Genomic DNA, 12,886 nt, shown 5'->3' on the forward strand with positions numbered 1-12,886 from the left:
ACTTACCAGGTTGTTGTACCATCTTCATTATCAGAAATTGAGACTCCCATTTGTTTTAGTTGTTCTCTTATTTTATCTGCAGTGTCATAATCTTTGTTTTGTTTTGCTGCTCTTCTTAAATCTATTAATCTTTTTATTTCTTGATGATTCACGCCAGTAGTAAACCACTCTTCATAGCTTAACTCAAGAAGACCAATAAATCTTGCACTCTTTACAAAACTTTCAGTTAATTTAAGTTTTTCATTTTCATTATTCGTTTTGTTGATTTTTGTGGCCATTTCATGCAATACAGCTAAAGCTTCAGGGATGTTTAAGTCATTTTTCAAAGCCTCTATGAAATCTTTAGAAACTTCCGCATCGCTTTTCTCAATACTAACACCACGTAATAACCGATAAAACTTGTTTAGAGTTTCTTGCGACTCAGAAATAACATTTTCTGTCCAGTCAAGAGGTTTTCTATAGTGAGTTTTAAGTAGTGCGTAACGTATTACTTCCCCCTTTATCCCGTTTGTAAGTAGATCCCTTACCTTGACTATATTAAATAGGGACTTGCTCATTTTCTCTTTATTGACCGTAAGAAAACCATTATGTACCCAATATTTCGCAAACGTTGATCCTACAAATGCAGATTTGCTTTGCGCAATTTCATTTTCATGATGAGGAAATTGTAAATCTATACCGCCACCATGAATGTCAAAATCTTGACCAAGATAAGCGTAGGACATTGCTGAGCATTCTATATGCCATCCTGGTCTTCCTTCTCCCCATGGGCTATTCCAGTAACTTGAAAGTTTATAGTCAATATCGTTTGCAGGCTTCCATAACACAAAATCTCCAGGATGCTTTTTATTTTCACCAATTCCAACTCTACTACCATGGTCCAGTTCATCAATTTTTTTCCCTGATAAAGCACCATATTCAGGGTAAGATTCTACGCTAAAATATACATGCCTGTTGGATTTATAGGCATGACCAGATTGCAACAAATATTGGATTAATTCAATAATGCGGTCTATATTTTCCGTTGCCTTTGGTTCATGTGTTGGTTCTGCACAATTTATACTTTTCATATCTTCATGGAAAGCCTGAGTGTAATATGTGCTGATGCTTTCTATGCTGCTATTTTTCTCATTTGCTGCATTGATTATTTTATCGTCAATATCAGTTATATTGCGCACATAAGTAACTTTGCCGTAACAAGATTTTAGTAGTTGAAATAACACATCATAAACAACAACAGAGCGTGCATTACCTATGTGTGCCGTATCGTATACCGTTGGCCCACAAACATACATTTTTACATGAGCTTTGTTGATAGGCGTAAAGAGCTCTTTTTTTTTTGTTAGAGTGTTGTAGAGCCTAACCATATACAAAACTTTTTAGAAAGGAAAATGCTCCGAGTATGAGCTGTGGTCCTTTAACTATTACAACAAGAGTAAGTAATAACCCACACAATGATACTAAGACTCCCAATATAGAGAGAAGTCCATCTTTACTCATAATACCAAGCGAAATGAGAGTTGTGCCAATTGCAGGAATGAAGTTAGTTAGGGGCAGCGGAATGGCTATCGATAATGCACAGAGCAGCATTATAAAAGCTAGAATTTTTTCACCAGGTCCATAGAAAATGAAAAACATTCTTGGTTTCATGAACTTCTCTATTCTTTTTAATGCAGGTGAAGTTTTTTCTACCACGAGAGCTAGTGTTGAGCGTTGAAAAGATTTTCTTTCTAGCCAATTGGGCATCCAAGGAGAGTGGAAACCAAATAAAAGCTGCAGTGAAAATAAAATTAAAGGTATAGAAAGTATGGTTGTATAACCAGGTGGAACTGGTATGGGTACCGACAATGGCAAGGAGAAAATGATTATTAAAATACCAAAACCGCGCTCTTGTAAAGCTGCTTTAATATCAAACAATGTCACTTTATCGTCATTAGTATCTGCAACTTCTTTTAAAATGTCAGATGCTAATTTTTTATTTTCAGTCAATTTTTCACTTTTTTGCACAGGTATCCTTTAACAAAACCATTCCTTTTAACTAGCATAATTATTGCTATATTTCAACATTCATTATTTGTTTACACCCGAGATTCATCTTGTGTTAAGATGTTGTAAACAGGTGCAAATTTTTTAGGAAAGAGAATGCTCCTGTTATAAGCTGCGGCCCTTTGATTATTACAACAAAAGTAAGCAATAATGCGCACAATGAGATTAAGACCCCCAATATGGAAAGAAATCCGTCTTTACCCATAATACCAAGCGAAATGAAGGTTGCGCCGATTGCAGGAAGGAAGTGAGTAAAAGGTAGCGGAAGAGCTATTATCACTGCACAAAGCAACATCATAAAAGCCAAAATTTTCTCACCAGGTCCATAGAAAATGAAAGATATTCTTGGTTTCATGAACTTCTCTATTCTTTTTAATGCGGGTGAAGTTTTTTCTACCACGAGAGCTAGTGTTGAGCGTTGAAAAGATTTTCTTTCTAGCCAATTGGGCATCCAAGGAGAGTGGAAACCAAATAAAAGCTGCAGTGAAAATAAAATTAAAGGTATAGAAAGTATGGTTGTATAACCAGGTGGAACTGGTATGGGTACCGACAATGGCAAGGAGAAAATGATTATTAAGATACCAAAACCGCGCTCTTGTAGAGCTGTTTTAATATCAAATAGCGTCACTTTATCACTATCAGCGTTGTTAGTATCTGCAACCTCTTTTAAAATATCGGAGGCCAATTTTTTATCTTCAGTCAAATTCTCGCTTTTTTTTGTATTCATTCTTTAACAAAATAATTCCTTCTAACTAACATAATTGCGGTAGTATTTCAATCTATTCTTTAGCTAGTTCAAGTTTTTAAACAAATGACACGCACTAAAGTACGTGTCACAAAGTGTAAAGACGCTAACGATCTGGTTCGTTAGATGATAGTTTCTCTGAATCCTTAAGTTCTTGCTTAAGATTTTTAATGCCTTTTCCTAAATCACCCATAACTTGTGGTAACCTACCTGCACCAAACAGAACTAAGATTATTATTAAGACTAGAAACAATTGCCATGGTCCTAAACTCATTTACACCTCCATTTAAAATATTAACTTTTGGATATTAAACCTGACAGAAATCAAGTAACACATAAATTATATCACCTTTATTTAATTATAGGTCAAAATTTTTCAATCCATTTTATAATAATTTTAAACTGGATTATTTTCTTACAGCCGTCAAACGGAAGCTTCTCTCCTAGCTATAAAGAGAGAGCTCATTGAAGAACTTTGCTAATGTGCGATCCTTAGGCCTGCGATATATATCGCTGGAAACTCCTGATTGAATAATTTTGCCGCTTTTCATTACATAGATAAAATCTGCAACTTTCAATGCTTCTTGTGGGTCGTGGGTTACCATTAGCACAGGAATATTTTTACTTTTAAAAAGAGACAATATATGGTGTCTTGTTTGGCACTTAAGCAGTATATCTAAGTTAGAAAATGGCTCATCAAGCAACACAACATCAGGATTTTGTGCCATGACTCTTGCTATTGCGACTAATTGTTGCTGCCCTCCTGATAGAGCATTAGGATACATATATTCATATTTTACTATGTTTAATAGCTTCAAAATTTCCAATGCAGTAAGGTACTTTTCTTTTTTGGAAACGCCACGAATAGCAAAAGTTATGTTTTCTACTACTGTTTTGTGGGGAAATAGTGCAGAATGTTGGAAAATTAATCCAACATTTCTGTGTTCTATTGCAATTGATGTATCATCGCTTGCAACTAGCCTATCATTTATAAAGATGGTGCCAGATTTTGGGTTTTCTATTCCTGCAATTAATTTTAAAATTGTTGACTTGCCGCAACCTGAATGTCCCAATAAGCATGCAACATTCCCTCGTTTTACTTCGATGTTTATACTGCTTAAAGCAAAGTCATCTTGATTGTTATAGGAATAACTAATGTTGTTAACTAGCATCAATTTAAACTATGTTATTAAATATAATAACATTATACTCAAGAAATATACAGGAATGTTTTTTGTTATTATAAATTGGTGATGCAGGGGATCTAGAAAACTACGAGATTTTTTGCTATGATATTGTGCAAATACATGGGACTATAGCTCAGTAGGATAGAGCGTTGGATTCCTAATCCGAAGGCCGTGCGTTCGAATCGCACTAGTCCCATATATTAATTAATATAACCAAAACTTGCCACAATAGCCTGTTTTAACCGTCTATATTCAGTTATTTTATAGCGCAAGTGCCTTTTTCTATTACATATTTAACATTGACAGAATTTACCTTAGGGTTAGGGACTTTAGGTTTTGTTCTCAACTGTTTAACTTTTGCATCATAGCTAGAATCATAACCTGAGTGCTTGCTTTCGTACTTTTGTTTTATTTCTTTTACACTCAAATTTGCTTTGGTATCGACTTTTCGATTACTACTCCGTTGCTGATTAATTAGCTCACTGTGTTCAATTGATTTCATTCGCTCTTGCCACTGACTTATTTTGTCTTTCACTAGGCTATGTGATCCCAGAGTGTGATGGTAAGTTTCTGAGTTAGCTTTTATATCTTTTGCTTTTCTTTCAGCTCTTTTCTTGGATAAATCTACTTTAGCGTAAATAGGTTCTTCTGATACACTAGAGTAACCACTATCTTCCAATGACAAATTTTCAGTAGATTCTTTATATGGCTCAGCATAAATAGGCTCTTCTGATGTATCCAAATCCTTCAACGAGTTACCGACTTTGGAGTCATATACCTCAGTATAAATGGGTTCTTTAGAAAGCAAATTTAGCTGATATTGAAAGGTTATAGGAGGTTTTTTAAGCAGATTACTAATTGAGTTAGCATTAAGTTTTAACTCTGCTACTTCCTTAAACTCATTAAAACCCTCTACTTCTTTGAAAATCCTTAATATATCTTTTTTTTCCTTGCCATTTTTAGGCATTGCACCGTGTATTACTAACTCACCTAGCACTAAACAGCATTTTTCTCTATGGTCTTTGAGAAACTTCCTAGCTTGCACCGATATATCCTCTTTCTCGTGAGCAAGTGCTCTTTTGTATTTATAAACTATATCACTGGTGTCTATTGTATTGACGTTTGCGCCAGCGTTAATAAGTAATTTTACTGTGTCGTGGTCAAGGTTATCTACTGCATATTCTAAAGCACGGGTTAAAACTTGGTTATTATTCGTATTAAATGATTCTGTATTTCCAAAAGGGAGTGAAAAGAGTTTTTTGAAATTATTTGTTACCTTATTAAGGCTTAAAGCTAATTTCACACCTTTTGTATTATTGTTTTTAGTATGTCTAGTTAAAAAATTACCTATTATACCCATTGTTGTACCCCTCTATAAAAGCTCACTATCACTGTACAATTTTAAACTATGGTTTATTTATTTTGTATTAACAGTAGCTTTACCTGTTGCATTATAATTATCTGTCTCCCTAAATGTTGGTATGACTCATTTCTCCTATCCACCAGTAAAACTTCTCCAACTACTCACTCCACAAAAGTAGTACTTTTCTTCCTAAAATCCGTTAACTTTAAACAACATGGCTATGCGCTATTTGAAATATTCTCCTTGATTTTTGGAGCTAGCCAGTTTAGTTGTAAAGCCCGGTATGGATATTTTGCTTTCTTGTTTTCTCTGCTTAGTTCTTTTTGATTCGCATGCATTTCTTTATCTAACTGACTTTTCTATAGATGCGCTTTCACTAGCGCTTTGAGTAATTTATTTTTGTGTGTGTTTGGCGCTAAATGTGAACCAAAGCGTGGGATTGTGATTTCAACAAATAAAAGGTTGACTATAAAAATGTAATAATATATATGTCGGGAATTATAGTGGGTAAGATGAATAAAAAAGAATTAGTTGAAAAAATCTCATTAATTCTTGTTGAAGCTGATAGCGAAGGTATTGGTAAAGAAGCATTAGAGATTATTAATAAATTAAAAAAGCATATTAATGATAATATTATTATTGACAGTCATAACAGTAAGAAATTGACAGCTTTGGATTGTGTTATTATTGCCGACAGTCAAGGTAATCAATCAAAACTCAGTGAAAGACCAAGGATAGAGAACAAAATATTAAAGGAATTAGAAAGTGCTATTAGGGATGCAGGAGGAAAAACATCAGAGGAATTGGGACGAACAAAAAATATTTTGTATATTCAGACTACCAATGCAGCTACCGCAGAACAAGCTAGAAATGGTAGGTTAAGATGTGTAAGAAATGGCATAATAAAAAAAGTAATTTATGGTTTATGTGTTCTTGCTTTGTCTGCAAGTTCATGTTACCTAATTGAAAAATCTAAAAATGATAATACGGCTGAAAGTTCTAAGCTAATGGGTATAGCCGGTGTAGTTGGGTTGGTAGCTGCTGTGGTGTTAATTGGAATAAGTCCTGCTTTAGTAATGGGTAGGAATAGGCGAGATCGTGCAGATGTAGAAAGCGTTACTGTGGAATCTGGTGGGAGAGGAAGATAACCGACTGTAGATACAGCTATATAACAGATCAATACCTGAGTATAAATGTCTATTTAAAATGAATATGCTGATCAAGAGTTTAATAAAACGGGCAACTCAAGTAGGAAACAGTGAAGATGTAGTGCGATATATTAAGTATCTTTATCAATTTGAAAAATTTAGAGGCACATTAAACCTTACTTTGTCGCTGATAAAGCAAAATAGGCTCTCGTTTGAAGTATATCGAGAGGGATTAATAGATATGGAAGAAGGACTGTGTAAAACAATTAAGTCTTCCGGTGCAAATAGGTATGTTATTGTGCTGAGAAGGTCAAATCCGTACATTATAGTACATGAACTTTCACATATGGTTGAAAATGAGCTTAACTTGAGCTTAGAGCAGGAGTTTCTCCATAAAGTTTATCAGGATATTGAGCAAAATCTAAAACAAGCAAATATTCTTGTACAGAAGATTATTGGTCAAATTATATTTAAGGAGATACAAGCTTATCAGACTGCAAAGTCACGCGCATCGGAATTGTTTGCACGCTATTTTGAACTATTTGCTTGGGCTCAGGAGGTTTACCCTAAGGATAAAGAGTATTTAATTCGTACTCAAGATTTAAACAAAGTGTTCCTTGCTACCGGTCAGTGGAAAAAGGATTACCTGGATTCACAAATAATGAACAGATTAGACAAGGAAATAAAGGAATACAGCAATAAGACTGCCATTCAAGACGTAACCAAAGTGCAAAGCAGTTGGACTGATAAATTTTCTCCTGGGGGCAGAAAGATTAGCTCCATATTTGGAGATGATGATTAGCTTGGCAAAATACGATTAACTTTCACAGCATTTCAAAGTATAGTTTTAATAATACAGTAACTAAATATAGATGAGAACTATTTTAGCCGTTGAAACAAGCTGCGATGAAACTGCAGCAGCAATTGTGAATAGTGATAAGCAAGTCCTTGCCCACAAGATTCTTTCTCAAACAGAACACAAAAAACGCGGTGGTGTGATCCCTGAAATAGCATCACGTGCTCATATGGAACATTTGGGTGGTATAATAAAGGGTGCTATAGAAAAGTCTAACCTTAACTTTTGTGACCTAGATGCAATTGCAGCAACATCAGGACCAGGGCTCATAGGTGGATTAATAGTTGGCACGATGATGGCCAAAGCAATTGCTCATGCAGCACAAAAACCATTTATTGCAGTTAATCATTTGGAAGCGCATGTGCTAGTTATCAGGTTACTATATGAAGTCAAATTTCCGTTTTTAGTTTTGTTAATCTCGGGCGGTCACTGTCAATTTTTAATTGCACAGAATGTAGGTAAATACATTAAACTTGGAGAAACACTAGACGATTCGTTGGGTGAAGCATTTGATAAAGTAGCTAAGATGCTAGGTTTAAGCTATCCCGGAGGCCCATTAGTTGAAAGGTTGGCTAAAAAAGGTGATGGTACAAGATTTAAACTTCCAAGAGCAATGGTAAAACGTTCTGGGTGTGATTTTTCGTTTTCTGGAATCAAAACAGCGGTAAGAAACTTAGTGCAAGAACTTAAAATGAGCGAGCAAGATGTGTGTGATGTGTGTGCTTCGTTTCAAGAGTGTGTGAGCGATATACTACTCGATAGAGTCAAAAATGCGGTTGCTATGGCTGCATCTTTAAATATCAAGATCAATGATTTTGTTATTACTGGTGGAGTTGCAGCAAATAATTTTCTGAGAGAAAAATTAAAAAAACACATAAACTTGAACATCTTGTCCCCTCCTAATCACTTATGTACAGATAATGCAATAATGGTTGGATGGGCAGGGATTGAAAGATTGGAGAAAAACTACATAGATCCGCTCAATTTTGCGCCAAGGCCAAAGTGGGAATTGGTAGAACCTCTCACTGCTAAATTAGGAGGTGAATGAAGTATTAACCCTCTTTTCTTTTGTTTATGTATATTGATATTTTATTACATTAACTTAGAGTTAGCCAGCTTGCGTTAATACTTTTGCAATAAAAGTTGTATATGGTGCATATAATCAAATTAAAAGGGAAATTGTGGACATTACTCCGTCAGTAAAAAGAGAACTGAAGCAAAGTATACTATATACTTGTCTGGAAAAGTGCAAAAGTGCATTTTGGTTTATTTTCTGGTTTAGCTCAGGAATTAATTTATTAATGTTGTTCCTGCCACTTTATACCTCGCAAGTACTTGATCGGGTAATATCAAGCGAAAGCGTGTCGACGCTTGTTATGCTGACAATCATTACCTTATCTGCATTTGCATGTTCTGCAATGCTTGAAACTTGTCGATATTTAGCCATGGCGAAAATTGGTGACTGGATCGATAAAACTGCAACACCAGACCTAATAGTAAGATCAATTAGGCTAACATCAGTGCAGAGCTCAACTTCCAGTGGTGAAGCACTACGAGATCTTGGGGTAATAAAAAATTTCATTACCGGAAATGGTATATTTTCACTATTTGATACTCCATGGTCGTTAATTTACCTTGTTGTGATCTTTATGATACATACCTCTACAGGGTTTATAGCTATTGCTGGAATCATTATATTAATCTCTATGGCAATATGGAATGAGCTTGCCACTAAACGTATATTGCAAGAAACCAACGAAGAAACTATACGGAATATAAATGCCATAGATGTTGCAACAAGAAATGCAGAAGTGGTTGAAGCTATGGGTATGTCAGAATTTATAGTTTCTGATTGGTGTAAACGGAACGATCAGAATCGCATGATGCAAGTCAAGGCACAGAATCGTTCTAATCTAATTACTGGAATTACTAAGTTTTTACGCTCGACTCTACAAATATCGGTAATAGGGACGGGTGCATTACTGGCGATCACAGCTCATAAGACTGCCGGTAGTATCATTGCTGCTTCAATTTTAATGGGTAGAGTATTGGCTCCATTTGATGCAGCAGTTCATACTTGGAAATTTCTAAATCAGGCCAGAATGTCATATGGGAGACTGCAAAGACTAATATTAACGTCACCAAAAAGGGAGCAAACTATGGCTCTACCAGAACCTGAAGGAAGACTGGAGTTTGATCGGGTGTTTTTTACTCCTTATGGAAGCAATAAACCAACGGTAAAGGGTATATCGTTTGTAATAGAACCAGGAGATGTGGTTGGTGTTATTGGTGCAAGTGCTTCTGGTAAATCAACCATTGCAAAGTTAACAGTTGGTGTATGGAAGCCTATATCTGGTGTAGTAAGACTGGACGGTGCTGATGTGTACACCTGGAATCGAGAAAATTTTGGTAATTATGTTGGTTACTTACCTCAGGATATTGAGTTATTTAATACCAGTGTTAAAGCTAATATTGCTCGCATGAGACCAGATCCAAATCCTGAAGAAGTGATCAAAGCAGCAAAAATTGCAGGGATACATGAATTAATACTAAGTTTACCAAACGGATATGATACAACGATAGGAAGTTTTGGCGTGACACTTTCTGGTGGGCAGAAACAACTGCTTGGCCTTGCAAGGGCTTTTTATGGAAACACAAAACTTTTGGTGCTTGATGAGCCGAATGCTAACTTAGATAGCAGTGGAGAGGCATGCTTAATTAATGCAATCAATGTTGCAAGAAAGCAAAATACCACCACTATGGTTATAACTCACAAACTACCGTTATTGTCTGTGGTCGATAAAGTGGTTCTTATGTCAGATGGTGTTATTTATGCTATGGGACCAAGAGATGAGATTTTAAGCAAATTGGTTGCTCCATCATCGAGTGCTACAGAAGGTAAACGCTCTTCAGCAAGTGGCTAAAAAGAGAGAAATATGCAATATTTACCTTTACTTTATAGTCTACTAATATATTCAAGGTAGGATCATCCAAGTAACCTAATGATGTCATTCCAGTATGTCTTTTTGTAATCTGAATGGTACAAACCCCAACTATGGATTAGAAATAAGTGAAAAAAGACAGGAAAGAGGGTAAACTCCAAGTTATTTCCGCTTTAATAATGAGGTGACCCATGAAGAAAGATATTACAGAACTTTATTGCTGCGTCGAGGATTTTTGTTACATGGTTGATGAGAATTTTGCCAATATGCTCGTATCAAATGGAAGAAAACCAACTATAGTACTTTCGAAAGCAAATGATAAAAGTATAATAAGGAATTGAAGAAATATGAGGTAAGTAATGGGATACAGTGTAGACTTAAGAGAGAAAGCTATATCTTTGGTGGAAAAAGGGAAGTCAAAATATGAAGTAGCAGAGCCTAAGTTAAACTACCAGTTTTTGCTACATTTTTCCTTATTTTCTCATGACGAAATTTTGTTCACAGAGCCTAGATAAGGTTTTTAGGAAAAAGGAGCACCCCAAGGTCAAAGAACGTTTATAACATACCTTAAATTTTGATTAAAAGGCACTCTTAGTGGTTACACTATCCAGAACAAAATCATACTTAAGTTTAACAGCTTTTGTATACTCCTCAAAAGAAAACCTTTTAAATTAAAGAAGTCTGATGAAATAAGTTGACAATATAAACTAAAAGTATTAACATTATAATTATTAGTTTTAAATTAGGTATGGGCTATACAAGAAAACAATTAAATGAAGCAATTCAAGCAAGAAATGATCAGTTAAAAAAACGTTTTAAATCACGTCCAGTAACAGCAATATTAGTGCAAGCAGCAGGCCTAGGAATAACAATAGGAATTACAGCCGGGATAGGAGTTATTGTAGGTTTGGCTCTGAGTTATATTAGTTTATCACCTATCATTGTAGGCGGAATCATTGGTTTATCTGTACCGTTAATATCTTTAATAATTAATGCTTGTTCTGATTTCAAAACATCTGAAGAAGCTATAGAACATAAACGAATTTTAAGAGAATAGTGATAATGCCGGGCATAAAGTAAAGAATTGTATAGGTGGTATCATTGAAGCTTCTGGTATTGCTGTTGAAGAAGATATATCTGAAGAGCATCGACGAATTTTGAGAGAATATAGAAATAGCACTGAGCATAAGGTTAAAAATTGTATAAATGGTATTGCTGATGTTGCTGTGTCCTTTGGAATCGGAATAGGACTAGTTGTTCTTGGCTTCACATCACCTGCAGCGATAGGTGCCATAACTGCGATAGCATCTTTAGTTGTTTTGTACCCTTTAGGTTTTGTGATTGATAAGATAATTGAGCGCTTCTTTCCAGAGGGAAGTAGTAAACAGCCAGATAGTTCAGTTAGTAATATGGAAGTTGGTAATGCTGATAAAAACCGTAATCCTGAGCAACTGCAGTATGTGTGAGGCTAGGTGTATGGTCCCAGAGTGTGATGGTATGATAAAATATGAGAAAAAGATACCATCGAAGGAGGAGTTATGGGGGTGCGCCAGAACAACAGCGTAGAGTAATACAAAATAGTAAAGAGAGCATAGCAAAACTCTCCAAGCACTACAACCTTAACCCAAAAACTATCGTTAAATGGAGAAAACGTTCATTTACTAAAGACGCTGATATGGGTCCAAAGTATCCAAGATCAACTGTTTTAACTTTAGAAGAGGAAGCCATAATCGTTGCATTTCGAAAGCATACGCTCCTACTATTAGATGATTGCCTTTATGCCTTGCAGTCTACAATTCCGCACTTCTAGCCTGCATCGTTGTTTACAAAGGCATAACATTAGTAGACTACCAGACGTTAATGGTGAAGTTAAACCAAAAGAGTTTGTGAAGAACATGACATTGAACATCGTCTAACAAAAATTAGTCATCCTTGGACGAATGGGCAAGTTGAGCGTATGAATAGGACTTTGAAAAATGCTACAGTTAAGAAGTATTATTATCGGTCCCATCAACAACTCAAAGGGCACCTTTAAGACTTTTTTATGGCTTACAATTATGCAAAGAGGCTCAAAACTCTTAATGGTCTTACCCCTTTTGAATTTATATGTTTACAGTGGACAAAGTATCCTGAATTATTGATAATAACCATCACACTCTGGGACCATACATCCTAAAGATAATTCTATACTTAGTGAGAGGCATTAAAATTGACCACGATGATGTGTACATAGTGTTTCTGTTTCAAGAACTGGCTATGGAAATGCAAAAAAAATGTTCAACGTTGTAACGTGGCACTGGGATCCATCCTTTTTTCCTAGATTCCAGCGTCACGCGCTGGAATGACACCCTTCACAGACTTTTCAATTGCTTTAGCTATAAATATTTAAGAAATTTACTAAATGGAGAAAAAGGCAAAAGAAACCCCGAGGTAGCTAGTTATTTACTTTTGTGTCGAAATGTTGGCGTTTTTTTATCCTAAACGTTTAATAAGTGCGACTTAGCTGCTTTTTAATGCAACTTAACCTTAGCCATAAACGTTTAAGAAACTCACTAAGCAGAAAAAAAGCAAAAGAAACCCCGAGTAGCTAGTTATTCAC

At 35.4% G+C, this 12,886-nt stretch carries 12 protein-coding genes, 1 tRNA gene and 3 pseudogenes; 10 read left to right on the forward strand and 6 right to left on the reverse strand.

The window, feature by feature from the left end:
• Positions 1 to 2: 2 nt before the first annotated feature.
• From cysS to HF196_RS03420, 5 genes and pseudogenes are all read right to left on the reverse strand, one after another.
• Positions 3 to 1,367 carry a cysteine--tRNA ligase gene (cysS, locus tag HF196_RS03400; RefSeq protein ID WP_168455815.1) on the reverse strand — a complete coding sequence of 455 codons (1,365 nt, stop codon included), beginning with the start codon at positions 1,365 to 1,367 and terminating at the stop codon, positions 3 to 5.
• Positions 1,360 to 2,007: an exopolysaccharide biosynthesis protein gene (locus tag HF196_RS03405; RefSeq protein ID WP_168455816.1), complete on the reverse strand. Its 648-nt coding sequence runs from the start codon at positions 2,005 to 2,007 to the stop codon at positions 1,360 to 1,362. Before HF196_RS03405 ends, cysS begins: the two co-directional genes overlap by 8 nt.
• A gap of 94 nt (positions 2,008 to 2,101) precedes the next feature.
• On the reverse strand, positions 2,102 to 2,773 hold the full coding sequence (locus tag HF196_RS03410) for an exopolysaccharide biosynthesis protein (protein ID WP_168455817.1): 672 nt from the start codon (positions 2,771 to 2,773) through the stop codon (positions 2,102 to 2,104).
• Positions 2,774 to 2,897: 124 nt separating this feature from the next.
• Positions 2,898 to 3,065, reverse strand: a complete 168-nt coding sequence (gene tatA / locus HF196_RS03415) for a twin-arginine translocase TatA (protein ID WP_006013840.1) — start codon at positions 3,063 to 3,065, stop codon at positions 2,898 to 2,900.
• Between the two features lie 92 nt (positions 3,066 to 3,157).
• Positions 3,158 to 3,963 (reverse strand): annotated as a pseudogene (locus tag HF196_RS03420) (ABC transporter ATP-binding protein).
• Between the two features lie 137 nt (positions 3,964 to 4,100).
• Between HF196_RS03420 and HF196_RS03425 the strand changes: the two are divergent.
• Positions 4,101 to 4,174 (forward strand) — tRNA-Arg (locus HF196_RS03425).
• A gap of 60 nt (positions 4,175 to 4,234) precedes the next feature.
• On the opposite strand, the gene HF196_RS03430 is transcribed toward HF196_RS03425, so the two are convergent.
• Positions 4,235 to 5,338, reverse strand: a complete 1,104-nt coding sequence (locus HF196_RS03430) for a hypothetical protein (protein ID WP_246198524.1) — start codon at positions 5,336 to 5,338, stop codon at positions 4,235 to 4,237.
• A 491-nt stretch (positions 5,339 to 5,829) separates the two neighbouring features.
• Between HF196_RS03430 and HF196_RS03440 the strand changes: the two genes are divergently transcribed.
• The 9 genes and pseudogenes from HF196_RS03440 to HF196_RS03480 form a co-directional block, all read left to right on the forward strand.
• Positions 5,830 to 6,489: a hypothetical protein gene (locus HF196_RS03440; RefSeq protein WP_168455819.1), complete on the forward strand. Its 660-nt coding sequence runs from the start codon at positions 5,830 to 5,832 to the stop codon at positions 6,487 to 6,489.
• 64 nt (positions 6,490 to 6,553) lie between these two features.
• The gene (locus HF196_RS03445) at positions 6,554 to 7,291 is read left to right on the forward strand and encodes a WD_0702 family putative metalloprotease (RefSeq protein WP_168455820.1); all 738 of its coding nucleotides are present in this window, start codon (positions 6,554 to 6,556) and stop codon (positions 7,289 to 7,291) included.
• A 70-nt stretch (positions 7,292 to 7,361) separates the two neighbouring features.
• On the forward strand, positions 7,362 to 8,393 hold the full coding sequence (gene tsaD / locus HF196_RS03450; protein WP_168455821.1) for a tRNA (adenosine(37)-N6)-threonylcarbamoyltransferase complex transferase subunit TsaD: 1,032 nt from the start codon (positions 7,362 to 7,364) through the stop codon (positions 8,391 to 8,393).
• A gap of 133 nt (positions 8,394 to 8,526) precedes the next feature.
• Positions 8,527 to 10,269 (forward strand): type I secretion system permease/ATPase, encoded by a 1,743-nt coding sequence (locus HF196_RS03455; RefSeq protein WP_168455822.1) that lies wholly within the window; start codon positions 8,527 to 8,529, stop codon positions 10,267 to 10,269.
• 209 nt (positions 10,270 to 10,478) lie between these two features.
• A pseudogene (locus HF196_RS03460) lies at positions 10,479 to 10,589 on the forward strand (IS982 family transposase); the annotation flags it as partial.
• A 57-nt stretch (positions 10,590 to 10,646) separates the two neighbouring features.
• Positions 10,647 to 10,802: a hypothetical protein gene (locus tag HF196_RS03465; protein ID WP_168455823.1), complete on the forward strand. Its 156-nt coding sequence runs from the start codon at positions 10,647 to 10,649 to the stop codon at positions 10,800 to 10,802.
• A 233-nt stretch (positions 10,803 to 11,035) separates the two neighbouring features.
• Positions 11,036 to 11,344 carry a hypothetical protein gene (locus tag HF196_RS03470; protein ID WP_168455824.1) on the forward strand — a complete coding sequence of 103 codons (309 nt, stop codon included), beginning with the start codon at positions 11,036 to 11,038 and terminating at the stop codon, positions 11,342 to 11,344.
• Positions 11,345 to 11,444: 100 nt separating this feature from the next.
• Positions 11,445 to 11,753 (forward strand): hypothetical protein, encoded by a 309-nt coding sequence (locus HF196_RS03475; RefSeq protein ID WP_168455825.1) that lies wholly within the window; start codon positions 11,445 to 11,447, stop codon positions 11,751 to 11,753.
• A 41-nt stretch (positions 11,754 to 11,794) separates the two neighbouring features.
• Positions 11,795 to 12,430, forward strand: a pseudogene (locus tag HF196_RS03480) (integrase core domain-containing protein); the annotation flags it as partial.
• Positions 12,431 to 12,886 lie beyond the last annotated feature (456 nt).

The organism is Wolbachia endosymbiont of Ctenocephalides felis wCfeJ (genome assembly GCF_012277315.1).
Taxonomy (GTDB): Bacteria; Pseudomonadota; Alphaproteobacteria; order Rickettsiales; family Anaplasmataceae; genus Wolbachia.

Bases quoted from the DNA above. Each gene is read 5' to 3' on its own strand.
- tsaD (WP_168455821.1), top strand. From the start codon at position 7,362: ATGAGAACTATTTTAGCCGTTGAAACAAGCTGCGATGAAACTGCAGCA.
- HF196_RS03465 (WP_168455823.1), top strand. From the start codon at position 10,647: ATGGGATACAGTGTAGACTTAAGAGAGAAAGCTATATCTTTGGTGGAA.
- HF196_RS03470 (WP_168455824.1), top strand. From the start codon at position 11,036: ATGGGCTATACAAGAAAACAATTAAATGAAGCAATTCAAGCAAGAAAT.
- HF196_RS03445 (WP_168455820.1), top strand. From the start codon at position 6,554: ATGCTGATCAAGAGTTTAATAAAACGGGCAACTCAAGTAGGAAACAGT.
- HF196_RS03440 (WP_168455819.1), top strand. From the start codon at position 5,830: ATGTCGGGAATTATAGTGGGTAAGATGAATAAAAAAGAATTAGTTGAA.
- cysS (WP_168455815.1), bottom strand. From the start codon at position 1,367: ATGGTTAGGCTCTACAACACTCTAACAAAAAAAAAAGAGCTCTTTACG.
- HF196_RS03430 (WP_246198524.1), bottom strand. From the start codon at position 5,338: ATGGGTATAATAGGTAATTTTTTAACTAGACATACTAAAAACAATAAT.
- HF196_RS03410 (WP_168455817.1), bottom strand. From the start codon at position 2,773: ATGAATACAAAAAAAAGCGAGAATTTGACTGAAGATAAAAAATTGGCC.
- tatA (WP_006013840.1), bottom strand. From the start codon at position 3,065: ATGAGTTTAGGACCATGGCAATTGTTTCTAGTCTTAATAATAATCTTA.